This is a genomic window from Streptomyces sp. NBC_01477 (assembly GCF_036227245.1).
Lineage (GTDB): Bacteria > Actinomycetota > Actinomycetes > Streptomycetales > Streptomycetaceae > Actinacidiphila.
The window spans coordinates 1,899,031-1,922,353 of the sequence record NZ_CP109445.1; the positions used below are offsets into that span (position 1 = coordinate 1,899,031).

18 protein-coding genes are annotated in these 23,323 nt (G+C 72.1%); 12 read left to right on the forward strand and 6 right to left on the reverse strand.

The features are described from left to right. Nucleotides 1-117 precede the first annotated feature (117 nt). Nucleotides 118-1,782, forward strand: a complete 1,665-nt coding sequence (locus OHA86_RS07425; protein ID WP_329173516.1) for an MFS transporter — start codon at nt 118-120, stop codon at nt 1,780-1,782. Nucleotides 1,783-2,352: 570 nt separating this feature from the next. On the opposite strand, the gene OHA86_RS07430 is transcribed toward OHA86_RS07425, so the two are convergent. Next, entirely contained in the window at nt 2,353-4,863 is a 2,511-nt protein-coding gene (locus tag OHA86_RS07430) for an MFS transporter (protein ID WP_443071656.1), read from the reverse strand. Nucleotides 4,864-5,011: 148 nt separating this feature from the next. After that, nucleotides 5,012-5,470: an SRPBCC family protein gene (locus OHA86_RS07435; protein WP_329173518.1), complete on the reverse strand. Its 459-nt coding sequence runs from the start codon at nt 5,468-5,470 to the stop codon at nt 5,012-5,014. 125 nt (nt 5,471-5,595) lie between these two features. Between OHA86_RS07435 and OHA86_RS07440 the strand changes: the two genes are divergently transcribed. From OHA86_RS07440 to pssA, 9 genes are all read left to right on the forward strand, one after another. After that, on the forward strand, nt 5,596-6,663 hold the full coding sequence (locus OHA86_RS07440; protein WP_329173520.1) for an Rv2578c family radical SAM protein: 1,068 nt from the start codon (nt 5,596-5,598) through the stop codon (nt 6,661-6,663). Nucleotides 6,664-7,062: 399 nt separating this feature from the next. Next, nucleotides 7,063-8,898, forward strand: a complete 1,836-nt coding sequence (locus OHA86_RS07445) for a 3-hydroxyacyl-CoA dehydrogenase family protein (RefSeq protein WP_329173522.1) — start codon at nt 7,063-7,065, stop codon at nt 8,896-8,898. Nucleotides 8,899-8,988: 90 nt separating this feature from the next. Further along, nucleotides 8,989-9,780, forward strand: coding sequence for a TetR family transcriptional regulator (locus OHA86_RS07450; protein ID WP_329173524.1), 792 nt, complete (start codon nt 8,989-8,991; stop codon nt 9,778-9,780). Between the two features lie 513 nt (nt 9,781-10,293). Beyond that, complete coding sequence (ccrA, locus tag OHA86_RS07455) at nt 10,294-11,631, forward strand: crotonyl-CoA carboxylase/reductase (protein WP_329173525.1); 1,338 nt, start codon at nt 10,294-10,296, stop codon at nt 11,629-11,631. Continuing rightward, entirely contained in the window at nt 11,631-13,646 is a 2,016-nt protein-coding gene (locus tag OHA86_RS07460; protein ID WP_329173526.1) for a protein meaA, read from the forward strand. The genes ccrA and OHA86_RS07460 overlap by 1 nt, the downstream gene beginning before the upstream one ends. A gap of 2 nt (nt 13,647-13,648) precedes the next feature. Then, nucleotides 13,649-14,155, forward strand: a complete 507-nt coding sequence (locus OHA86_RS07465; RefSeq protein ID WP_329182260.1) for a MaoC family dehydratase — start codon at nt 13,649-13,651, stop codon at nt 14,153-14,155. A gap of 4 nt (nt 14,156-14,159) precedes the next feature. Further along, nucleotides 14,160-15,374 (forward strand): acyl-CoA dehydrogenase family protein, encoded by a 1,215-nt coding sequence (locus tag OHA86_RS07470; protein WP_329173528.1) that lies wholly within the window; start codon nt 14,160-14,162, stop codon nt 15,372-15,374. 181 nt (nt 15,375-15,555) lie between these two features. Beyond that, nucleotides 15,556-16,203 (forward strand): phosphatidylserine decarboxylase, encoded by a 648-nt coding sequence (locus OHA86_RS07475; protein ID WP_329173529.1) that lies wholly within the window; start codon nt 15,556-15,558, stop codon nt 16,201-16,203. Next, nucleotides 16,190-17,041, forward strand: a complete 852-nt coding sequence (gene pssA, locus OHA86_RS07480; RefSeq protein WP_329173530.1) for a CDP-diacylglycerol--serine O-phosphatidyltransferase — start codon at nt 16,190-16,192, stop codon at nt 17,039-17,041. Before OHA86_RS07475 ends, pssA begins: the two co-directional genes overlap by 14 nt. Before the next feature lie 289 nt (nt 17,042-17,330). Here pssA and OHA86_RS07485 read toward each other — a convergent pair whose 3' ends face one another. After that, nucleotides 17,331-18,467 carry a glycerate kinase gene (locus OHA86_RS07485; RefSeq protein ID WP_329173531.1) on the reverse strand — a complete coding sequence of 379 codons (1,137 nt, stop codon included), beginning with the start codon at nt 18,465-18,467 and terminating at the stop codon, nt 17,331-17,333. Nucleotides 18,468-18,603: 136 nt separating this feature from the next. Between OHA86_RS07485 and OHA86_RS07490 the strand changes: the two genes are divergently transcribed. After that, nucleotides 18,604-19,104: an NUDIX hydrolase gene (locus OHA86_RS07490; protein WP_329173533.1), complete on the forward strand. Its 501-nt coding sequence runs from the start codon at nt 18,604-18,606 to the stop codon at nt 19,102-19,104. 37 nt (nt 19,105-19,141) lie between these two features. Here the strand turns inward: OHA86_RS07490 and OHA86_RS07495 are convergent, their stop codons facing one another. After that, nucleotides 19,142-19,612: an SCP2 sterol-binding domain-containing protein gene (locus OHA86_RS07495; RefSeq protein WP_329173535.1), complete on the reverse strand. Its 471-nt coding sequence runs from the start codon at nt 19,610-19,612 to the stop codon at nt 19,142-19,144. Nucleotides 19,613-19,932: 320 nt separating this feature from the next. Here OHA86_RS07495 and OHA86_RS07500 point away from each other — a divergent pair, with 320 nt between their 5' ends. Beyond that, on the forward strand, nt 19,933-20,235 hold the full coding sequence (locus OHA86_RS07500) for a hypothetical protein (protein ID WP_329173537.1): 303 nt from the start codon (nt 19,933-19,935) through the stop codon (nt 20,233-20,235). 70 nt (nt 20,236-20,305) lie between these two features. Here the strand turns inward: OHA86_RS07500 and OHA86_RS07505 are convergent, their stop codons facing one another. Then, a complete protein-coding gene (locus OHA86_RS07505) occupies nt 20,306-21,736 on the reverse strand; it encodes a phytoene desaturase family protein (RefSeq protein WP_329173539.1) in 1,431 nt (476 codons plus the stop codon). A 71-nt stretch (nt 21,737-21,807) separates the two neighbouring features. Continuing rightward, a complete protein-coding gene (locus tag OHA86_RS07510; RefSeq protein ID WP_329173540.1) occupies nt 21,808-23,322 on the reverse strand; it encodes an NCS1 family nucleobase:cation symporter-1 in 1,515 nt (504 codons plus the stop codon). Between the last annotated feature and the right edge of the window lies 1 nt (nt 23,323).

Here is a 23,323-nt window from a genome sequence, read left to right on the forward strand (position 1 = left end):
GTCCAAACTCTGTGTTCGAACTCTGATCCGAGCCGGTCACGGGTGGGGGTTCGATCCCCGCCGGGAGTTTGCCGGCCGGGACACCCGCACCATTCCCCGCCCCCCGGAAGAGGCCACGTGACGACCTGGCAGCCTGCGCAGGTTTCCGCACCCCGGAAGCCCAAGGCCCTGCTGCGCCGGGTGAATGTACGCCACCCCGTCGTGGTGGCGACGGCGCTGGCCGCCGTGCTGCACGTGCTGTGGGCGTTCTTCCTGGCCAAGGACTCCGGGGACATGGCCGCGCAGTACGCCTGGACCGACTTCATACGGGCGCATCCCGCGGCCTCGTACAACCTGTCCTGGTACGGCGGGATGCACCCCGCCTCGTACAGCATCCTGTCGCCGTACATCATGGCGGCGCTGGGGGTGCGGACCACCGCGGTGATCGCGGGCACGCTGTCGGCGACGGTCGGCGCGGCACTGCTGATGCGGGGCGGCATCCGCCGTCCGATGGTGCCGGTGCTGTGGACGACGTTCGCCCTTTGGTGTGACGTCGTTTCCGGCCGGGTCACCTTCGCGCTCGGCATGCTCTTCGCGATGGTCGCCGCCCTGGTGCTCTTTCCCGCCGCCCCGAACGCGCGCGGCCGCTCGCCCCGGCTGGCCACCGCGGTGGCGATGACCGCGCTCGCGACCATGTGCAGCCCGGTGGCGGGCCTCTTCATGCTGGTCGTGGCGGCGGCGCTGTTCCTGACCGGCCGCAAGGCCGACAGCTACGTGCTGGCCGTGGTGCCGCCGCTGGTGGTCGGCGCGACCTCGCTGCTCTTCCCCTTCTACGGAGTGCAGCCCTTCGCCTGGTACTTCGCGATCATCCCGTTCGCCGTCACACTGGTGACGGCCCTCGTGGTGCCCAAGGCCTGGCGCGAGATGCGCGCCGGCTCCTGGGTGTACGCCGTCGGCGTCGCCATGACCTGGGTGATCCCGTCGCCCATCGGCAGCAATGTGGAACGCCTCGCGCTGCTCTTCGGCGGCACGGTGCTGCTGCTGGTGGCCCGCAGCAGCCACTGGACCGGGCGGCGCCTGGTGGCGCTGTGGCTGGCCTTCGCAGGGGTGGCGGGCTGGCAGATCACCAAGCCGATCGTGGACCAGGTGAACACCTCGGCGGTCGGCTCCACCGTCCGGCACGCGCCGCCGCTCATCGCCGAACTGAAGAAGCTGCACGCGGACAAGGGCCGCATCGAGGTCGTACCGCTGCGCTCGCACTGGGAGGCGTCGGGCCTGTCGCCCTACTTCAACCTGGCCCGCGGCTGGAACCGGCAGGCCGACGTCGAGCGCAACCCGCTCTTCTACGACGGCACACTGGCCCCCGACAGCTACAAGGCGTGGCTGCAGCACTGGAGCGTCTACTACGTGGTGCTGCCGTCCGACCAGCCGGACGGCGCGGCTGTCGCCGAGGCGAAGCTCGTACGGTCCGCCCCCGCGTGGCTGACGCCGGTGTGGAACGACGCGAACTGGCAGGTCTTCCGGGTCTCCGCGGATGTCGACCCGCTCGCCGACCCGCCGGCCGCCGTCGCGGAGGCCGGGCCGGCCGAGCTGACCGTCACCATGCCGCGTGCCGGGTCGGTGCTGCTGCGGATCCCCTGGTCCCCGGTGCTGGGGATCGAGGGTGCGGACGATAATCGGCACGGGTGTTTGATGCCGGACGGTGAGTGGACGCGGCTCAATGTCCCGGCCGCCGGTACGTACCGGATCGGCGGTACGTACGCCGTCATCCGGGGCACGCAATGCCCCAAACCCCAGCAGTAGCCCTTCCCGGGCGCTTGGATTCCACGGCTCCCTCTCGGCAGGGGGTACGCCTCCGCTGGCGCGGGCCTGACGGTGCCGGCTGCGTCGGCGGGTGCGCTTCCGCCGGGGGCGGGGGGCTGTGGGGTTCCCTTTCGGCAGGGGGTACGCCTCCCCCGAGGGCGCGGGTCCTGCGGTTCCCGGGTCCCCTTTCGGCAAGGGGGCGCATCCTCCGGGGGCGGGGGCTGTGGGGTCCCCTGACGCAGGGGGTGCCCATCAGGGGCGCGGGGAACTGCGCGAGCAACCCACCACCGGCCGGTGGTCCGGAGCGGACCGAAGAGACCCTTTGGGTCGGTGACGACCCGCGCGCCGGTGGGGGCTGAGCGCGCCGTTCCCCGCGCCCCTGCGGGGCACGTCCCGCCGGGCGGACAGCGCGCCAGCGCCGTGGCTGAGCGCGCCGTTCCCCGCGCCCCTGGCGGGCACCCCGCGGGGCAGGGCTCGCCCCTGGGTGCGCACCCCCCGAGGCGGGGCCCGGGTCCGAAGGGCGCCCCCGGCGGAAGGTGCGGGTCGGGCGGGGCACCCCCAGGGAGGGGGCTAGTCGGCGTGGCCGAGTTGGAGGTCGCGTTCGGTGCGGCCACCACCCGCGACCTGGAGAACAGTAGCCACCGGCGGGTACCCCGCCGCGATGACGGTGTACTCACCGGCCGCGAGGTCGACAAAGCGGAAGTGGCCGTCGGAGCCGGTGGTGACCGAGTCGACGACATTGCCCGCGGCGTCCAGGAGGGTGACCCTCGCGTCCTCCACCAGGCGGCCGCCGGGCGCGCGGACGGTGCCGCGCAGGACCGCGCCGCCGGCGAGTTCGACGTCCTGGCGGGTCTCCCGGGAGGCCTGCACGGTGACCGGGAGGGCGGCCGGGCGGTAGGCGGGGGCGCTGGCGGCCAGGGTGTATTCGCCGGCGACCAGTTCCGCCAGGACGTAGGAGCCCTCGCGGCCGCTGCGGGCGGTGGCCACGACGTCGCCGCGCACATCGGTGAGGGTCACGATGGCGTCCCGTACCGGCGTGCCGTCGGCGGTGCGTACCGCTCCGGCCAGCCGGCCCGCACCGCCGAGGACCACGTCGAGGTCGACGGGGTGGTCGCCGACGGTGACGCTGACGGCCTGCGGCTGGTGGCCGCCGGCCGCGGCGATCAGGACGTAGCTGCCGGCGCCCGGTGTGCTCAGCGCGTAACGGCCGTCCTCCGTGGTGGCGCCGCGGCCGATCTGCCGCCCTGTGACGTCGATCAGGGTGAGCGCGGCCCGCCCGACGCTGCTGCCGTCGGAATGGTGGACGGTGCCGCAGACCGGGACGCCGCCGTGCTTGTGGGAGGACATCCGCCGGGCACCGGGCAGTGACGCGTCGGGCGCGCCGCCGTCGAAGTGGTCGGCCGTGGGGGCGTCGTACGCGGTCGTGGCTGCGGCACCGGGGCCGTGCTGGGTGACCAAGGGTTTCTCCTTGAGCAGGAAGGCGAAGAGGAAGCCGAGGACGAGCACCGGCACCAGGTAGAGGAAGATCCGCGGCATGGCGTCGGCGTACGCCTGCACATATCCGTCGCGCACCGCCGCGGGCAGAGTGCGGACAAGTTGCGGGGTGACCGACTGCGGGTCGGGCAGATGGGCGCCGTGCGGCAGTTCGACGGCCAGCCGCTTGCCGAGCCGGTCGGCGAACAGCGTGCCGAAGACGGCCGCGCCGACCGACCCGCCGATCTGCCGGAAGTAGTTGTTGGCGCTGGTGGCGGCCCCGATGTCGGCGGGCCGCACCGAATTCTGCACGGCGAGCACCAGGACCGGCAGCGCCAGGCCGATGCCGAGGCCGAGCACGGCCATGTAGACGCTGTAGGTGAGCTGCGGGGTGTCGGCGTCCAGCAGCGACAGCAGCCACATCCCGACCGCGGACAGGGCGCAGCCGACGATCGGGAAGATCTTGTACCGTCCGGTGCGGCTGATCAGCTGGCCGCCGGCGATGGACGCCGCCACGACGCCGAGCATCATCGGCAGCATCAGCAGCCCCGAGCCCGTGGCGCTGGCCCCGTCGACCATCTGGAGGAAGGTCGGCAGGTAACTGGCCGCGCCGAACAGGGCGATACCGACGACGCAGCCGATCAGCGCGGTGACGTTGAAGACGCCGTCGCGGAACAGCCGCAGCGGGATGACCGGTTCCGCGGCGAAGCGCTCCACGAGTGCGAAGAGCAGGGCGCAGCCGATCGCCGCCGCGCCCAGGCCGAGGATCTCCCGGGACTGCCAGCCGTACTTGGAGCCGCCCCAGGTGGTGACCAGCACCAGGCAGGTGGAGCCGGCGGCGAGCAGCAGGGCGCCGAGGATGTCGAGCCGGGGGCGGGCGGTGGGTTTGGGGAGCTTCAGGACCAGGGTGATCACGAGCAGGGTGACCAGGCCGAAGGGGATGTTGATCGCGAAGCACCAGCGCCAGGAGGCGTGGTCGGTGAAGAAGCCGCCGAGCAGCGGCCCCGCGACCGAGGCGAGGCCGTAGGCGGCGCCGATCAGGCCCATGTACCGGCCGCGTTCGCGGGGCGGGACGATGTCGGCCATGATCGCCTGCACGCCGATCATCAGCCCGCCGCCGCCGATGCCCTGGACCGCGCGGAAGGCGATCAACTCGTCCATGGAGCGCGACCAGGCGGCCAGCGCGGAGCCCGCGACGAAGGTCAGGATCGCGAACTGGAAGACGCCCTTGCGGCCGAAGAGGTCGCCGAGCTTGCCGTAGATGGGCAGGCCGATGGTGGAGGCCAGCAGATACGCGGTGACGACCCAGGACATCTGGTCGAGGCCGTGCAGCTCGCCGACGATCTTCGGCAGCGCGGTGGCCACGATCATCTGGTCGAGGGCGGCCAGCAGCAGTGCCAGCATCAGGCCGACGAAGATCAGCCGGATCCGGCGGGGCGTCAGATCGGCTCCGGTGGCCGGCGCTTGCGTGCCGCCGGCGGAGACGGGCGCGAGTGCGACGCCTCCGGCCGGGGCGATGCCCGCGCCCCGGCCGCTGTCGCCGCCTCCGCCCCCGCCTCCGTCCCCGGTCGGTACCGCCGTCCGGTCGGTCAGCGTGCTGCCAGCCACCCTTCACTCCCCTCGTCGCACCTGCTGCGCCACCGTCTCCCGCATGAGGCGACAACGAAGCAGCAGCGCGGCGATTCTCAGGAAGTAGGCAAAACCACCCGTATCAGTGAAAAATCATGAAACCGACCGGGTGACGGCGCACCAGGCCCTATGCCTGCGGCGCACCGCCTTCGACCTCGGCGGCGAGCCCGGCGAGGATCGCGTCGTAGATACGGCCGAGACCCTTGGGGGCGAAGGTGCGCTCGAAGAAGCCGCCGACGCCGGTCGCGCCCTGCCAGTGGGTGGCGGCGACCACCTTGCTGCCGCCCTCACCCGACGGGGTGACCGTCCAGGTGGTCACGAGCGTGGAATTGCGGTCGGTCTCGACCAGCTGCCCCGCGGCGGGGGCGGTGACGTCGAGCAGGCAGTCGCGTACGCGCTTGCTCGTGGCCTGGAGCTTCCAGTGCACGACGGTGCCCGCGCCGGTGCCGCCGGCGCGCACCTCGTACTCGCTGAACTGCTCAGGGAGCACCCGGCCGCGGGTGCCGGCGTAGTCGGCGAGGGCGTCGTACACCCGCTCCGGCTCCGCCGCGACGATCCGCTCCGTGGTGGCCTCGACGAGCGCCATGAATTCTCCTCGGTCCGTGTCCGTGCACGTTGTTCACGCGCCGCCCAAGCCAACCACACCCGCTTTTCGAATCTGTGTTCTATTGTGGAGGGAGACGGCACACCGGACGACCGAAGGAGGGCGCGATGCGCTGGGACCAGCTGGGCCGGGACGACGCCACGGCCGCGCTCTTCGGCACCGACGCGGTCACCCGCCGCTTCGACACCCCCGAATTCCGCGGCATCACCTTCCACGAGGTGCGGGCCCGCTCGATACTGAACCGGGTGCCCGGCGCGTCCCGGATGCCGTTCGAGTGGACGGTCAACCCCTACCGCGGGTGCAGTCACGCCTGCGTCTACTGCTTCGCGCGCAAGACGCACAGCTATCTGGACCTGGACACCGGACACGACTTCGACAGCCAGATCGTGGTGAAGACCAATGCCGCGGAGGTGCTGCGCCGCGAACTGGCCGCGCCGCGCTGGCAGGGCGAGCATGTCGCGATGGGCACCAACGTCGATTGTTATCAGCGGGCGGAGGGCCGCTATCAGTTGATGCCCGGCATCCTGGCGGCACTGCGGGACCGCGCCAATCCGTTCTCGATCCTCACCAAGGGCTCGCTGATCCTGCGCGATCTCGAACTGCTGCGGCAGGCCGCGCGCGTGACCGAGGTGTCCATCGCGCTGTCCGTCGGCTTCCTCGACGGCGAGCTGTGGCGCAGCGTGGAGCCGGGCACGCCTTCCCCGCAGACGCGCCTGGCGGTCTGCCGCACCCTCAGCGAGAACGGCATACCGTCCTCGGTCCTGATGGCCCCCGTGCTGCCGTTCCTCAGCGACTCGCCCGAGCAGCTGCGGGCCACCGTCCGCGCCATCGCGGCGGCCGGCGCCGGGTCGGTCACCCCGCTGGTGCTGCATCTGCGCCCCGGAGCCCGGGAGTGGTACATGGCGTGGCTGGCCCGCAACCACCCGCATCTCGTACGGCGCTACGAGGCGATGTACGCGGGCGGGTCCTACGCGCCGACGTGGTATCAGCGCCGGGTCACCCGCCAGGTGCACGAATTCGCCGCCGAGTTCGGCTGCGGCCCGGCCCGCAGGCCCGGTTTCCGGCGAGCACAGGAGCAGGAGCGGGCGCAGACCCCGGCGGCGGACCCGCGAGCACCGGAAGCCGGCCCCGAGCGGCCCGCGGACCCGGGGGACACCCAGCTCACCCTGCTCTGACGGCGCCGCGCGCCGCCGCACCTTTCTGCCGGCCGTACTCCACGGGGGCGTACGGCCGGCAGACCACCCGCACGGGTGACGCCGCACCCGCATCGGCTCCCGCCCCGACGCCCGTCGCGCTCATCTGTCGGCGGCACAGATCACATGCGCGCAGGGGTGGCGTGGAAGTTACCCGCCAGTTACCCTCGAAAGCACCGTGCACGGCGGCCTGGTGACGCAGCCGCCGCGCACTCGCACCACCACGTCGGTTCGGCATCATCGCGGCGCGGCCCCGGGACAGGGCCGGCCGGTTGTTCACGCGGGCGCGCACATCCCGGCGACCGGCCCGCGACTCCGCCTCACCTTTCCGGCCGCGCGCGCCCGTAAGCGCCCGGTCTCCTCAGCGTCTGGAGTCACGCGATGGACCGTCCCTCCGCAGCCGCAGCACCGTCCGCGGCGCCCTCCCCCGAAACCGCCGTCACTCCCCCGTACGTCATCGCCGTGATCGGCCTGGGCACCATGGGCACCGGTATCGCCGAGGTCATGGCCAGGGCGGGCCACGAGGTGATCGGCGTCGACCTCGACGACGCCGCCGCCCGCCGCGCGGTCACCGCATTGGAGCGCTCCACCGCCCGCGCGGTGGAGCGCGGTCGCGGCACCCCGGGCGAGCGCGCCGACGTGCTCGCCCGCTTCCGCACCTTCCGCGACCTGCGGGCCGCCGCGGCGGCCGACCTGGTGATCGAGGTGGTGGACGAGCGCTACGACACCAAGCGGGACGTGATCACCGCGCTCGACCGGATCGTCAGGCCCGGCGCGATCCTCGCCACCGGCACCAACGCGCTGTCGGTGACCCGTCTCGCGGCCGAGACCGGCCGTCCCGACCGGGTGCTCGGCCTGCACTTCTTCGCGCCCGCGCAGGCCATGAAGCTGGTCGAGGTGGTGTCCACCGTACTGACCTCGCCGGAGACGACCGCGACCGTGACCGCGCTGGTGCGCAGCCTCGGCAAGGAGCCGGTGGCGGTCGGCGACCGGCCCGGATTCATCGCGGACGGGCTGCTGTTCGGATATCTGAACCAGGCCGCCGCCATGTACGAGGCGCGCTATGCCACCAGGGAGGACATCGACGCGGCGATGCGGCTGGGCTGCGGCCTGCCGATGGGACCGCTGGCGCTGCTCGACCTGGTCGGGGTGGACACCGCGACCACCGTCCTCGACGCAATGTACGAGGCCAGCAAGGACCGGCTGCACGCCCCCGCGCCCGTGCTGCGCCAGCTCACCGCGGCCGGGCTGCTCGGCCGCAAGTCGGGGCGCGGCTTCTACACCTACGAGGCGCCCGGCAGCTCGACGGTGGTCCCGGACGCGCAGACCCCGGCGGGCGGCCGAACGCAAGCGGAGCCCCGTACGGTCCGCAGCGTCGGCGTCGCCGGATCCGGCACCATGGCGGCGGGTATTGCCGAGGTCTTCGCCAAGGCGGGCTTCCCGGTGCAATTGGCCGCGCGCAGCCCGGAGAAGGCCGAGCACGCGGTGGCGCGGGTGGCGGCCTCGCTGGACCGCTCGGTGGCGCGGGGACGGCTCAGCGCGGAGCAGCGCGACGCGGCCGTCGCCCTGGTGACGCCCGCGGCCTCCTACGACGCCTTCGCGCAGGCCGACCTGGTGGTCGAGGCGGTCGCCGAGGACCTTTTCGCCAAGCAGCAGCTCTTCCGGATCCTGGACAAGGTGTGCCGGCCGGGAGCGGTGCTGGCCACCACGACGTCCTCGCTGCCGGTGGTCGCCGTCGCCAGGGCCACGGAACGCCCGCAGGACGTCGTCGGGATGCACTTCTTCAACCCGGCGCCCGCGATGAAGCTGGTCGAGGTGGTGCACACCGTGCTCACCGCGGCCGATGTGCGGGCCACCGTCCACCAGGTGTGCGGCGCCCTGCGCAAGCACCCGGTGGACTGCGGCGACCGGGCGGGCTTCATCGTCAACGCGCTGCTCTTCCCGTACCTGAACAACGCGGTGAAGATGGTGCAGGACCATTACGCGAGCGTGGACGCGATCGACGCGGCGATGAAGCTCGGCGGCGGCTACCCGATGGGACCCTTCGAACTGCTCGACGTGGTCGGGCTCGATGTGTCGCTGGCGATCGAGCAGGTGCTGCACGGGGAGTTCCGCGACCCGGGCCTGGCCCCCGCGCCGCTGCTCGAACACCTGGTGTCGGCGGGCTGCCTCGGCCGGAAGACCGGCCGCGGTTTCCGCGAGTACGCCCGCCGCTGAGCGGCCGGCCGTCCGGCCGCCCGTGCGGCGAGCTGGGGTGTTTTTCCCCCGGCCGCCGGACGGGGCGGTCCGCCGTGTTACGTTCCCCACATGTCCCAGTCCGCGAAGCCCGGTACCCCCGAGACCGCGACCGTACGCCGCGCCGCCGCCCAGCGGCACCGTGTGCGACAGGACCTGGCGGCGGCCGCGATGCACCTTTTCGCGACGCAGGGCTACGAGGCGACCACCGTCGACGAGATCGCGGCGACGGCCGGTGTGGCGCGGCGGACCTTCTTCCGGCACTTCCGGTCCAAGGAAGAGGCGATCTTCCCCGACCACGACGACACCCTGGTCCGCGTCCAGGCCGTACTGGACTCCGCGGACCCGCACGAGCACCCGCTCGACACGGTCTGCCGCGGCATCACCGAGGTGCTGCGGATGTACGCGCACCTGCCCGAGGTGTCGGTGGAGCGCTACCGGCTGACCCGGGAGGTGCCGACGCTGCGGGAGCGCGAGATCGCCTCGGTGGCCCGTTACGAGCGGCTGTTCACCCGCTATCTGCTGGGCCACTTCGACGAGGGCGCGCAGGGCTACGGCGACGACGACCCGCTGCTCGCCGAGGTCGCCGCCTCCGCGGTGGTCGCCGCGCACAACCATGTGCTGCGCCGCTGGCTGCGGGCGGACGGCAAGGGCGACGTGGAGGCGCAGCTCGACCACGCCTTCGACGTGATCAAGGCGACCTTCGGTACGGGCATCGGCGCCGGGCGGATACCGTCCAGGGCGTCGTCGGCGACCCCGGCGACGGTGTCCCGGCACGGCGAGGTGGTGGTCGCGGTGGCCCGCACCGACGCCTCCCCCGCGCAGATCCTGCGCAGCATCGAAGAGGCGCTGCGCAAGGCCTGAGCGCCCGGCCGGCACCACCGCAGCGGCGCCCCGCCGCCAGGTGCCGCCTCCCCACCCGCCACCCCGGCAGCGCGTCAGCCGCCACCTCTGCGCCCTTCCACCGCACGTCAGCAGCGGCCCTGCGCCACCTCGGCGACCCCCCTCCGCGCCTCAGCGGCGGCCACCCGTCCCCCGGGTGGCCGCTGTTGCCCGTTCCCGGCGCCGGGGTGACACTGGGAAGAAAATGGCACGCAGTGTCTTTACGACTGGCACGCGGTGCCATACGGTATCCACAGTCCGGGCGGACGGCATGCGGTGATCCCCCGCAGGCCGGCTGTCCCCGAGGCCCGGACGCCTGCGTCACAGGCATTCCGCGCCACCGCGCGGCTCCTTCGCTCCACCGCCAGCTCCCCGCCGGACCGACGACGGCACCTCCATCCCATCCCGACCCCCGCGTTCCCCGTACGCGTTGCCGCGGCCACCGAGAAGGACCCGGCCGCACATGCGGGAAACGCTTCGCCGGAGGCGAGTCATATGAAGGAAATCCTGGACGCCGTCCTCGCGCCGGACAGTACGGCCGCCGACTTCGCGGCGCTCACGGTGCCCGCGTCGTACCGCGCGGTCACCGTGCACAAGGACGAGGCGGAGATGTTCGACGGCCTCGCCACCAAGGACAAGGACCCGCGCAGCTCGCTGCACCTGGACGAGGTGCCGGTGCCGGAGATCGGCCCCGGTGAGGCCCTGGTCGCGGTGATGGCCAGCTCGGTGAACTACAACTCGGTCTGGACCTCGATCTTCGAACCGGTGTCGACCTTCGCCTTCCTGGAGCGCTACGGCCGCCAGTCGCCGCTCGGCAGGCGGCACGACCTGCCTTACCACGTCATCGGCTCCGACCTGTCGGGCGTCGTGCTGCGTACCGGCCCCGGGGTGAACAAGTGGCAGCCCGGCGACCGGGTCGTCGCGCACTGCCTGAGCGTGGAGCTGGAGTCGGCCGACGGCCACAACGACACCATGCTCGACCCGGAGCAGCGGATCTGGGGCTTCGAGACCAACTTCGGCGGCCTGGCCGAGATCGCCCTGGTCAAGTCCAACCAGCTGATGCCCAAACCGGAGCACCTGAGCTGGGAGGAGGCCGCCGCCCCCGGCCTGGTCAACTCCACCGCCTACCGGCAGCTGGTGTCCCGCAACGGCGCCGGCATGAAGCAGGGCGACAATGTGCTGATCTGGGGCGCGAGCGGCGGACTCGGCTCGTACGCCACCCAGTTCGCGCTGGCCGGCGGCGCCACCCCGGTCTGTGTGGTGTCCAGCCCGGAGAAGGCGGAGATCTGCCGCCGGATGGGCGCGGAGGCGGTCATCGACCGCAGCGCCGAGGGCTACCGCTTCTGGCGCGACGAGCACAGCCAGGACCCCCGGGAGTGGAAGCGCTTCGGCGGCCGGATCCGCGAACTGACCGGCGGCGAGGACGTGGACATCGTCTTCGAGCACCCGGGCCGGGAGACCTTCGGCGCCTCGGTCTACGTCACCCGCAAGGGCGGCACCATCGTCACCTGCGCCTCGACCAGCGGCTACACCCACGAGTACGACAACCGGTATCTGTGGATGAGCCTCAAGAAGATCGTCGGCTCGCACTTCGCCAACTACCGCGAGGCGTGGGAGGCCAACCGGCTGGTCGCCAAGGGCCGTATCCACCCCACCCTGTCGCGCACCTACCGCCTGGCGGACACCGGCCAGGCCGCGTACGACGTCCACCGCAACCGGCACCACGGCAAGGTCGGCGTCCTGGCGCTGGCGCCCGAGGAGGGCCTGGGCGTGACGAATCCGGCGATGCGCGAGCGGCACCTGCCGGCCATCAACCGCTTCCGGGACATCTGATGGCGTCGCCCCGGGCGGGCGGGCCCCGCGAGCGGGACCGGCCGTGGCTGATGCGGACCTACGCGGGACACTCCACCGCCGAGGCGTCCAACGCGCTCTACCGGAGCAATCTCGGCAAGGGCCAGACCGGCCTGTCGGTGGCCTTCGACCTGCCGACCCAGACCGGCTACGACGCCGACCATGTGCTGGCCCGCGGCGAGGTCGGCAGGGTCGGGGTGCCGGTCGCGCATCTCGGTGACATGCGGCGGCTGTTCCAGGACATCCCGCTGGAGCGGATGAACACCTCGATGACCATCAACGCCACCGCCATGTGGCTGCTGGCGCTCTACCAGGTGGTCGCCGAGGAGCAGGGGGCGGACATCGCCGCGCTCCAGGGCACCACCCAGAACGACATCGTCAAGGAGTACCTGTCCCGCGGTACGCATGTCTTCCCGCCGGTGCCGTCGCTGCGGCTGACCACGGACATGATCACGTACACCGTCCACCACATGCCCAAGTGGAACCCGATCAACATCTGCAGCTACCACTTGCAGGAGGCCGGGGCCACGCCGGTGCAGGAGATCGCCTACGCGATGTCCACCGCGGTCGCGGTGCTCGACGCGGTCTTCGCGTCCGGGCAGGTGCCCGAGGAGCGCAGGGGCGAGGTGGTCGGCCGGATCTCCTTCTTCGTCAACGCCGGTGTGCGCTTCGTCGAGGAGATGTGCAAGATGCGCGCCTTCGGCCGGATCTGGGACACCGTCACCCGGGAGCGCTACGGCGTCCAGGACCCCAGGCAGCGGCGCTTCCGCTACGGCGTGCAGGTCAACTCGCTCGGTCTGACCGAGGCGCAGCCGGAGAACAACGTCCAGCGGATCGTGCTGGAGATGCTGGCCGTGACGCTGTCCAGGGACGCCCGCGCCCGGGCCGTCCAATTGCCCGCCTGGAACGAGGCGCTGGGCCTGCCGCGGCCGTGGGACCAGCAGTGGAGCCTGCGGATACAGCAGGTGCTCGCGCACGAGAGCGACCTGCTCGAATACGCCGACATCTTCGAGGGCAGCCATGTGATCGAGGCGAAGGTCGCGGAGCTGGTGGAGCGGGCGACCGCCGAGATCGCGCACATCGAGCAGCTGGGCGGCGCGATGGCGGCCGTCGAGTCCGGCTACCTCAAGTCGGAGCTGGTGGCCTCGCACGCCGCCCGGCGGGCCAGGATCGAGTCGGGCGAGGAGCAGATCGTCGGTGTCAACATCCACGAGAGCACCGAGCCCAGCCCGCTGACCGCCGACCTGGACACCGCGATCATGACGGTCGACCCGGCCAACGAGGCCCGGGTGGTGGCCGCGCTGCACGACTGGCGGCGGGCCAGGGCCGAGCCGCGCGCGCAGGCCGCGCTCGGCGCCCTGCGGTCGGCGGCGGCGGGCGGAGAGAACCTGATGGCGGCGACGCTGGACTGCGCGCGGGCGGGCGTCACGACCGGTGAGTGGTCCTGGGCGCTGCGCGACGTCTTCGGCGAATACCGCGCGCCGACCGGGGTCGGCAGCGCGCCGGTCGCGGTGGCGGCGCGGGACGGCGGCCCGCTGGCCGACGTACGCCGCAAGGTCGCGGACACCGCGAACGAGCTGGGCGGCGGGCGGCTGCGGCTGCTGGTCGGCAAGCCGGGGCTCGACGGGCACTCCAACGGCGCCGAGCAGATCGCGGTACGCGCCAGGGACGCCGGCTTCGAGGTGGTCTACCAGGGGATCAGGCTGACCCCCGAGCAGATCGTCTCCGCTGCGGTCGCCGAGGACGTGCACTGCGTGGGCCTGTCGATCCTGTCGGGGTCGCACGCCGCGCTGGTGCCCGATGTACTGGAGCGGCTGCGCCGGGCGGGGGTGGAGGACGTCCCCGTGGTCGTCGGCGGCATCATCCCGGCCGCGGACGCGCTCGCCCTGCGGGCGGCCGGTGTGGCGGCGGTGTTCACACCCAAGGACTTCGGTATCACCGGGATCATCGGCCGGATCGTGGACGAGATCCGGCTCGCGAACAAGCTGGAGGTATGACTGTGCAGTTCGGCCGCACGTATGAGGAGTTCGAGGTCGGTGCCGTGTACAAGCACTGGCCGGGAAAGACGGTCACGGAATACGACGACCACCTCTTCTGCCTGCTCACCATGAATCACCACCCGCTGCACATGGACGCCAACTACGCGGAGAAGGGAACCGACTTCGGCCGCAATGTGGTGGTCGGGAACTACGTCTACTCGCTGCTGCTCGGCATGTCGGTGCCCGATGTGTCGGGCAAGGCGATCGCCAATCTGGAGGTCGAGTCGCTGCGGCACGTGGCGCCGACCTTCCACGGCGACACGGTCTACGGCGAGACGACGGTGCTCGACAAGTGGCCGTCGAAGTCCAGGAGCGACCGCGGCATCGTCCAGGTCGAGACCCGCGGCCACAACCAGGACGGCACCCTGGTGTGCGTTTTCCGCCGCAAGGTGATGGTGCCGACCGCCACGTACATCGAGCAGCGCGGCGGGGAACAGCCCGGCCGCCCGCAGCCGGAGGGGAACTGAGCCGATGGCCGACCGACTCGCGCAGACCGACGGACTGACCGACATCCAGCGGGAGATCCTCTCCACCGTCCGCAGCTTCGTGGACAAGGAGATCCTGCCGGTCGCCACCGCTCTCGAACACCGCGACGAATATCCCACCGAGATCGTCGAGGGCCTGAAGGAACTGGGCATCTTCGGCCTGATGATCCCCGAGGAGTACGGCGGCCTCGGGGAATCGCTGCTCACCTACGCACTGGTCGTGGAGGAGATCGCCCGCGGCTGGATGAGTGTGTCCGGCATCATCAACACGCATTTCATCGTCGCCTACATGATCAAGCAGCACGGCACTCGGGAGCAGAAGGAGCACTTCCTGCCGCGCATGGCGGCCGGCGAGGTGCGCGGCGCGTTCTCGATGTCGGAGCCGGGCCTGGGTTCCGACGTGTCGGCGATCCGCACCAAGGGCGTACGCGACGGGGACGGCTATGTCGTCAACGGGCAGAAGATGTGGCTGACCAACGGCGGCTCGTCGAACCTGGTCGCGGTGCTGTGCCGCACCGACGAGGGGCAGCCGGCCGAGGCGCCCGCGCACCGGTCGATGACGACCTTCCTGATCGAGAAGGAGCCGGGCTTCGGCGCCAACCCCGCGGTCCCCGGCCTGACCGTGCCCGGCAAGATCGACAAGATGGGCTACAAGGGCGTCGACACCACCGAGCTGATCCTGGAGGACGTACGGGTGCCCGCCGACCGCGTGCTGGGCGGCGCGAGCGGGCGCGGCTTCTACCAGATGATGGACGGCGTCGAGGTGGGCCGGGTCAATGTGGCCGCCCGCGGCTGCGGTGTGGCCAGGCGCGCCTTCGAACTCGGCATCTCCTACGCCCAGCAGCGGCACACCTTCGGCAAGGCCATCGCGGAGCACCAGGCGATCCAGTTCAAGCTCGCCGAAATGGCCACCAAGGTGGAGGCCGCGCACCAGATGATGGTCAATGCCGCGCGCAAGAAGGATTCCGGCGCGCGCAACGACCTGGAGGCCGGAATGGCGAAATATCTGGCGGCCGAGTTCTGCAAGGAGGTCGTCGAGGACGCCTTCCGCATCCACGGCGGCTACGGCTTCTCCAAGGAGTACGAGATCGAGCGGCTGTACCGTGAGGCGCCGATGCTGCTGATCGGCGAGGGAACCGCAGAGATTCAGAAAATGATCATCGGCAGGCGGCTGTTGGAGGAGTACCGGATCCAGGGATAATGTCCGCATTCGCGGTGATTTATCCGAGGCGAACGTCACACTGTGTCATGAGTCAAAGCACCGGAACCAGCCACCGACTCGCCCTTGCGCTTGCCCAGTTGCCGGTGTCAGCCGATACCATCGAGTCAAAGCCGCCGTCCCCAGAAGTAATTCGCGGCACCCTCCGCTACGAAGGTCTTCCATGCCCCACAGCCATTCCCCTGCTCCACGCGGCCGGGTCCGCCTCGCACGTGGCGCATCACCGTGGCTCCTCCCGACCGTGGCCACCGCGGCGGTCTCCCTCGCCAAGGCGCGCCAGTCCGGCCGCTGGGCAACCGTGGCCGTCCCCGCCACCGCGCTCGCGGCCGGGATGCTGTGGTTCTTCCGCGACCCCGAGCGGGAGATCACCGACGGCCGGGTGATCAGCCCGGCCGACGGCGTGGTCCAGAGCGTCATGCCGTGGAAGGACGGGCGCACCCGCGTCGCGATCTTCATGAGCCCGCTGAATGTGCACGTCAACCGGGCGCCGCTGACCGGCACGGTCTCCTCCGTCGAGCACATCCCCGGCGGGTACGTACCGGCGTTCAACAAGGAGAGCGAGAACAACGAGCGGGTGGTCTGGCACTTCGACACCGAGCTCGGCGACATCGAGATGGTGCAGATCGCCGGAGCGGTCGCGCGGCGGATCGTGCCGTACGTGCCGCGCGGCTGCAAGGTCGAGCAGGGCGACCGGATCGGGCTGATCCGGTTCGGCTCCCGGGTCGACGTGTACCTGCCGGCCGGGATCGAAGCGGGTGTCGAGGTCGGACAGACCACCACGGCTGGGGTGACACGCCTTGACCGTGACTGATCCGGATACGGCGCAGTCCACCTGGGTGACCGAACTCCAGGACGAGGTCGACGACCTCCCCCTGTCGACCCGGCTGTCCATCGCCGACGCGCTGACCCTCGGCAACGCGATCTGCGGCTTCATGGCGGTGTACTTCACCACCACCGGGGTCCTGGTGCCGCACCTGATGGGCACCAGTGACGGCGGCATGTCCAAGCACAGCGCCGCCACGGCGGTCACGCTGATGCTGCTCGCCTCCGTCTTCGACCTCTTCGACGGGCTCGTCGCGCGCAAGCTGCGCAGCTCGGCCATGGGGGCCGAGCTGGACAACCTCTCCGACCTGATCAGCTTCGGGCTCGCCCCGGCGTATTTCGTGGTCGTCTGGGGGCTGGTCGCCGACGACGCCCACGGGAAGGTCTCCGCGGTCGCCGCGGTGCTGGTGGTGCTGGCCGTCGTCCTGCGGCTCGCCCGCTTCTCCTGCACGACGCTGCGGGACGGCGTCTTCCAGGGCATGCCGAGCCCCTTCGGGGCGATGACGGTGGTGTCCGTGGTGCTGCTCGAACTGCCCTTCGTGCCGACCATCGCGGCGATCGTGGGCGTGGCCTGGCTGATGGTGAGCCGGGTCGAGTACCCCAAGCCGCGCGGACGGCTGGCCGTCCTCACCCTGGCCTGGATCCTGGTCAGCATGGGCTGCCTGACCGCCTGGACGCTCGACGTCCCCGGCGGCCACCAGCTCCTCCAGACCGGCGCGGCGCTCCAGTGCCTGGCCGCCGCGGTGATCCCCTGCTTCGCGACCACCCGTCGCGTGAACACGATGCGCGCCAACCGCCGCGAGGCCCGGGCCGCAGCGCTGCGCTAGCCCGGGGCGGGGTTTGCCACCGCGTCGGTGGGTACGCATCCGCTGCCGCGGGGTGAGGGTGCCGCTGCGTCCGGGGGTACGCCTCCCCCGGGCGCGGCGGCTTTTGCGCTCCCGGGCGCGCGAGTCTTGTGGGGGCGCGGGGAACGGCGCGAGCAACCACCCACCGGCCGGTGGTCCGGACGCGACAGCAACAGCCCCTCTGGGCCGGTGACGACCCGCGCGCCCGGCGGGGGCTGGTCGCGCCCCTGAGGGGTGCCCCCCTTACGCAGAGGCACCCGGGGCCACCGGGTCAGGTCAGGAAGTCCTGGGCCAGGCGGGCGGCCAGCTGTTCGAGAAGGGGGCCGGCCTCCGACATCGAGCGGGCCGGATCCGACTCCAGGTCGGAAAGCGCGTAGGCCCGGCGGATGCCGGCCCGGCCGAGATCGGCCGGGGGGAGGGCGAGCCGGCCGCAGACGGCGACGACGTCGATCCCGCGCGCCCGAGCCGCCTGGGCGACGCCCACCGGCGCCTTCCCGTGCAGCGTCTGCTCGTCGAGCGAACCCTCACCCGTGATGACCAGCGTGGCGCCGTCGAGCGCCGCCTCGAAGCCGAGGACGTCGAGCATCACGTCGATGCCGGGCCGGAAGTCGGCCCGCAGGCCGACCATCGCGCCGAAGCCGATGCCGCCCGCGGCGCCCGCCCCGGGCGCCTCGGCCTCCGCGGTGGCGCCGAGCACCTCGGCGAAGCGGCCGAGCGCCGCGTCGAGGGCGGCGACGTCGGACGCGGACGCGCCCTTCTGCGTGCCGTAGACCGCCACCGCGCCCTTCGGACCGAGCAGCGGGTTGTCGACGTCGCCGGCCAGCACCACGTCGGTGCCGGCCAGCCGCGGGTCGAGATCGCCGAGGTCGGCGGTGGCCAGGCCGGCGAGCGCGCCGCCGCCGGGCGCGACCGGCACCCCCTCGGCGTCGAGCAGCCGCGCGCCCAGCGCGCTGAGCATGCCCGCGCCGCCGTCGTTGGTGGCGCTGCCGCCGACGCCGAGCACGATCGTGCGGGCCCCGGCGTCGAGCGCGGCCCGCAGCAGCTCGCCGGTGCCGTACGTGGTGGCGGTGAGCGGCGCGAAGATCCCGGGCGGCAGGTGCCGCAGGCCCGACGCCTCGGCCATCTCCACCACCGCGGTGCCGTCGCGCAGCGCGTACGCCGCGTCGACGGGCTCGCCGAGCGGCCCGGTGACGCGTACCGTGCGCCGCTCGAAGCCGGCGGCGACCGCCGCGTCGACCGTACCGTCGCCGCCGTCGGCGACCGGCAGCGCGGCGACGTCGAGGCCCGGTACGACGGAGCGGAGCCCGGCCCTGACGTGCTCGGCCACCTGCACCGCGGTCAGCGAACCCTTGAACTTGTCGGCGGCGATCAGCACGCGCCCCGTCGAAACCCTTGTCGTCTCGGACATGTCGTCCTCTCCATCCGATACGGAACATCGCGCCGTTCGGACCCTATCCCGGCCCGGCCCGCGTGCCCATCGGCAGCGCGCTCGGTGATCGCCCGAATACGGCGCGTCGAGGCGCCCGGCGCCGTAAGTTGGCGGCATGACGACCGACTTCGCCAGCTACATCGCCAGTCTTCCCAGGATCCTCGCCGGGGCGAGCATGCTGTTCCGCTCGGCGGACGGGCGGATTCTGATCGTGGAGCCGAACTACCGCGACGACGGGACGTGGACACTGCCGGGCGGCACGATCGAGTCGGACCAGGACGAGACACCGCGGCAGGGCGCGCGCCGGGAGACCCTGGAGGAGATCGGCCTCGACGTGGCGCCCGGGGCGCTGCTGGTGCTCGACTGGTCCTCGGGTCCCGGCCGGCCGCCGTCGGTGAGCTTCCTCTACGACGGCGGGGTGCTCTCCGACGAGCAGCTGGCCGCGGTGCGCCTCCAGGAGTCGGAGTTGGACTCCTGGCGGCTGATCGACCCGGCCGAGGCGGACCGCTACTTCTCGCCGGGCCAGGCGGGCAGGATCCGTGCGGCCCTGGCGGCACTGGCAGCGGGCCGGCCCGCCGAGCTGGTCGACAGCCACCCGGTCACCGAGGACCGGTGACCGGGGGCGGGCGGCCGGTTGGAGGCCAGGGGCGGCGTCAGGGCTTGGGGATGTCGAAGTAGTAGGTGAGGCCGCCGGCCAGCCGGATGTCGCCCTTGACCTTGAGCTTGCGGGTGAAGAAGAGCGTGGGGCCCGAGGCGTTGCCCGACACGAGCTTGAGGAATTCCGGCGCGGCCATGGTGAGGCTGAGCTGCGGCTCGCGGTCGGTGCGCTCGGGGGTCACCGTGCAGGTGCCGCCGCCGATGTGGGTCTCGTAGACGTCGTCCGGGCCGCTGTCGCCCTCGGTGATGCGCCAGCGGATCAGCGCGTCCTTGCCGGCGGCGGCGTCGGGCTTGAAGAGCGTGTGCATCCGCCCGAAGACCTCGTCGAGCACCCGGCGGCGCTGCGGTCCGCTCATCAGCTCGGCGATGCGCCGGGTGGGCAGGCCCTTGACGATCCGGGCGAATTCGTCGGGCTCGACCGAGCCGAAGTCCAGGGTCTCCAGGTCGAGATCGTCCAGTGCGGCCATCGGCCACCTTCCTTACTCCAGAGTAAATTTACCGGCGGGTAAGACTAGTTTCCCTGCCCCCCGGTGACAACCCGCGCTCGTCACGGGTGACCGTCCTGCGGAAGATCCGTGAATGGGCCGTAAAGCGGCGACACAGAGCAACCTTTACCCCTATGCTTCCGTTTCGGCACCCGCGAACTGCTCGCAGGAATGGGTGCCTTGCGGCTTGATCCGCTTCTTCGGCACGCCCCCCACACCCACCGCGGCCCGCGACGGCCGCATGTCGTGTTTTCCGGGCTGTCCGTCCCCACCGCTCCGTTCCACCGAAAGGCCCCTATCCCATGTCCCAGTCCCAGACGCTCGGCAACGGCCAGTCCACCTCGTGGGAGAAGTTCTGGTACGTGCTCGGCTGCGTCTACTTCGGCGCCGCCTACCTGTCCAAGGTCCCGGCGAAGAAGGCGCTCAGCGAGTACGGCCTGGTGGAGCTGACCGGCGCCGAGCAGTTCTGGTACGTCGTGCTGTGCATCGCCTTCGGTACCGGCTACTTCTCGAAGGTCATCACCAAGAAGGCCCTCTCCGAGGTCCGCTTCGCCGCCCCGCAGGCCTACGCGCCGCAGCCCGGCCAGCCGCCGTACGCGTCCTGACCGCGTCCGTCGCCCGGTCCGGCGCCGCCACCCCGTGCGAGCGGGGACGGCGCCGGGCCGGGCGTCGGCGTCAGCGGCGGGCCGGCCGCCGCAGGTGCCGCAGGACGGCGCGGGCTGCGTGGTGGCCGCTCATGCCGTGCACGCCGGGCCCCGGCGGGGTCGCGGACGAGCACAGGAAGACCCCGGGCCGCGGAGTGGCGTAGGGCACCGCCGCGAGCCGCGGGCGCAGGACGCTCTGCAGGCCCGCGAAGGCGCCGCAGGCCACGTCACCGCCCACGTAGTTGGCGTTGCGGGCGGCGAGTTCGGCCGGGCCGGTGACGGCGCGGGCCAGTACCAGGTCGCGGAAGCCCGGCGCGAAGCGTTCGATCTGCCGCTCGACGGCGTCGGTGGCGTCGCCGTGCCAGCCGTGCGGGACATGGCCGTAGGCCCAGAAGACATGCTTGCCCTCCGGAGCCCGCGACGGGTCCACCACGGTGGGCTGCGAGGTGATCAGGAACGGGGTGTGCGGCGGGCGCCCGGTGACCGCCCGGTTCAGCGCGTCGCCGATCTCGGTGTAGGTCGGGCCGATGTGCACGGTGCCGGCCCGCCGAGCCTGCTCCGCCGTCCACGGGACGGGGCCGTCGAGGGCGTAGTCGATCTTGAAGACCGAGGGGCCGTAGCGGTAGCGGCGGTAGACGTCGCCGAGGGCGGCGATCCTGGCCAGCGCGGTCGGCGAGGTGTCGAAGACGTAGGCGCGGGCCGGCGGCAGCTCGTCCAGCTTGCGCACGGTCACCCCGGTGCGGATGACGCCGCCGAGTTCGGTCAGGTAGCCCGCCAGCGCGTCGGAGATCGCCTGCGAGCCGCCGCGGGCCACCGGCCAGCCGCGCTCGTGGGCGGCGAGCGCGAACAGCATCGCCATCGCCCCGGTGAAGGGCTGGCTCAGCCGGGAGATCGCGTGCCCGCCGAGCCCGGCGATCAGCCCCCTGGCCTTGGCGTCGCGGAAGCGCAGCGCCAGCAGCGCGGCCGGCGGGGTCCCGGCCAGCCCGAAGCGGACGAAGCGGTAGGGGTCGCGGGGTATCCCGGCCCACTGCGGCCGCAGGAAGTCCGCCGCGAGCGCGTCCCAGTGGCCGGCGTAGGGCGCCATCAGCCTGCGGTACGTGACCGCGTCGCGCGGCCCGAGCGAGGCGGCGGTCTCGCCGACGGTACGGCCGAGCACCGCGGCGGTGCCGTCGGGGAAGGGGTGCGCCATCGGCACCTCGGGCTGCAGCCACTCCAGGCCGTGCCGGGCCAGCGGCAGCGCCTTGAAGGCGGGCGAGCCGATACCGAAGGGGTGCACCGCGGAGCACGGGTCGTGCCGGAAGCCCGGCAGCGTCAGCTCCTCGGTGCGCGCCCCGCCGCCCACGGTGTCGGCGGCCTCGTAGAGCTGCACGCTCAGGCCCGCGCGGGCCAGTTCGACCGCGGCGGTCAGCCCGTTGGGTCCCGCGCCGACGACGACCGCGTCGGCGACGACGGCCCGCCTCACCGCGAGCCGCCCTCACGCCATGGCGCGACCCGTCCGGCCGCGCCGACTTCGTTGCCCATGACGCCATCCAATCAGACCGCTCCTTCCACCGGCCGTGCGGTGCGCATCAGCGCCACGTACAGCAGCAGCGAGGAGGCCAGGCCCACCGCCCAGCCGTAGTCGGCCAGCGGTTTGAGGAACGGGATCAGGCCGTGCCGGGGGAAGGGCCCGGCGCCCGGGGCGGAGTAGGAGCCGCCGACCGCGAGCAGGCCGCCGACGGCGAAGGCGGCGACCGCCCGCCAGTTCCAGCCGCCGGTGTACCAGTAGCGGCCGGCCGGGTCGTACAGCTCGCCCAGGTGCAGCACGGTGCGGCGGATGATCCAGTAGTCGGCGATCAGCACGCCCGCGACGGTGCCCAGCACACCGCCCACCACACCGAGCCAGGTGTAGATGTAGATCTCCGGGGTGGAGATGAGCTTCCACGGGAAGAGCAGCACCCCGATGACACCGGTGATGAGCGCGCCGGTGCGGAAGTTGACGAACCTCGGCGCCAGGTGGGACAGGTCGTAGGCCGGGGAGACGACGTTCGCCGCGATGTTGACCGAGATGGTCGCGATGAGCACGGTCAGCAGGGCGTAGACGATCCCGATGTCGCTGTGGCTCTTGGCGGCCAGCGCCACCGGGTCCCACAAGGTGGCGTCGCCGGTGCCGTAGACGGCCTGGGCGCCCGAGGTGACCAGCACCGACAGCAGGGCGAACGCGGTCATCGTGGTGGGCAGTCCGAGCGACTGGCCCCAGGCCTGGGCGCGCTGGCCGGCGCCGAAGCGGGTGAAGTCGGGGATGTTGAGCGCCAGCGTCGACCAGAAGCCGATCATGCCCATCAGGGCGGGGAAGAAGACCTTCCAGAAGTGCCGGCCCCAGCCGAGCTGCGAGGGCTGGTCGAGCAGCGGGCCGAGGCCGCCTGCCTTGACCGATATCCAGATCAGCAGCACGACCGCGCCGACCAGCACGAAGGGCGCGGCCCAGTTCTCGAAGCGGCGCAGGGTGTCCATGCCGCGGGCGATGACGGCCAGCTCCAGGGCCCAGAAGAGCACGAAGCACAGCCACAGCGGCCACGGGTAGCCGCCGAGGTGCCGGGCGCCGGCCCAGTCGCCGGGCAGCACCCGGTCGAGCAGGACGAAGATGCCCTGGCCGCCGATCCAGGTCTGGATGCCGAACCAGGCGCAGGCCACCGCGGCCCGCACCAGCGCGGGCAGGTTGGCGCCGCGCAGGCCGAACGACGCGCGCGCCAGGACCGGGAAGGGTATGCCGTACTTGGGTCCCGCGTGCCCGGTGAGCAGCATCGGGGCCAGCACGACGACATTGGCGACGGCGATGGTCAGCACGGCCTGTTTCCAGTCCATGCCGAGCGCGACCAGCCCGGAGGCGAGCGTCCAGGACGGGATGTTGTGCGCCATCCCGACCCACAGGGCGGAGAAGTTGTACGTGGTCCAGGTGCGGTGGGCCACGGGGACGGGCAGCAGGTCGGGGTTGGCGTAGTGGCCGGCGGGCGGGGCCGCGTCGGCGGGGAGTTCGACGCGGTCACCCGCGCTCTCGACTATGGCCATG

Excerpts from the sequence above, each read along its gene's own strand:
- OHA86_RS07470 (WP_329173528.1), top strand. The coding sequence starts at position 14,160 with ATGGCCGACCGACTCGCGCAGACCGACGGACTGACCGACATCCAGCGG.
- OHA86_RS07510 (WP_329173540.1), bottom strand. The coding sequence starts at position 23,322 with ATGGCCATAGTCGAGAGCGCGGGTGACCGCGTCGAACTCCCCGCCGAC.
- OHA86_RS07440 (WP_329173520.1), top strand. The coding sequence starts at position 5,596 with ATGCGCTGGGACCAGCTGGGCCGGGACGACGCCACGGCCGCGCTCTTC.
- OHA86_RS07490 (WP_329173533.1), top strand. The coding sequence starts at position 18,604 with ATGACGACCGACTTCGCCAGCTACATCGCCAGTCTTCCCAGGATCCTC.
- OHA86_RS07460 (WP_329173526.1), top strand. The coding sequence starts at position 11,631 with ATGGCGTCGCCCCGGGCGGGCGGGCCCCGCGAGCGGGACCGGCCGTGG.
- OHA86_RS07500 (WP_329173537.1), top strand. The coding sequence starts at position 19,933 with ATGTCCCAGTCCCAGACGCTCGGCAACGGCCAGTCCACCTCGTGGGAG.
- OHA86_RS07450 (WP_329173524.1), top strand. The coding sequence starts at position 8,989 with ATGTCCCAGTCCGCGAAGCCCGGTACCCCCGAGACCGCGACCGTACGC.
- OHA86_RS07495 (WP_329173535.1), bottom strand. The coding sequence starts at position 19,612 with ATGGCCGCACTGGACGATCTCGACCTGGAGACCCTGGACTTCGGCTCG.
- OHA86_RS07475 (WP_329173529.1), top strand. The coding sequence starts at position 15,556 with ATGCCCCACAGCCATTCCCCTGCTCCACGCGGCCGGGTCCGCCTCGCA.
- OHA86_RS07445 (WP_329173522.1), top strand. The coding sequence starts at position 7,063 with ATGGACCGTCCCTCCGCAGCCGCAGCACCGTCCGCGGCGCCCTCCCCC.
- ccrA (WP_329173525.1), top strand. The coding sequence starts at position 10,294 with ATGAAGGAAATCCTGGACGCCGTCCTCGCGCCGGACAGTACGGCCGCC.
- OHA86_RS07435 (WP_329173518.1), bottom strand. The coding sequence starts at position 5,470 with ATGGCGCTCGTCGAGGCCACCACGGAGCGGATCGTCGCGGCGGAGCCG.
- OHA86_RS07485 (WP_329173531.1), bottom strand. The coding sequence starts at position 18,467 with ATGTCCGAGACGACAAGGGTTTCGACGGGGCGCGTGCTGATCGCCGCC.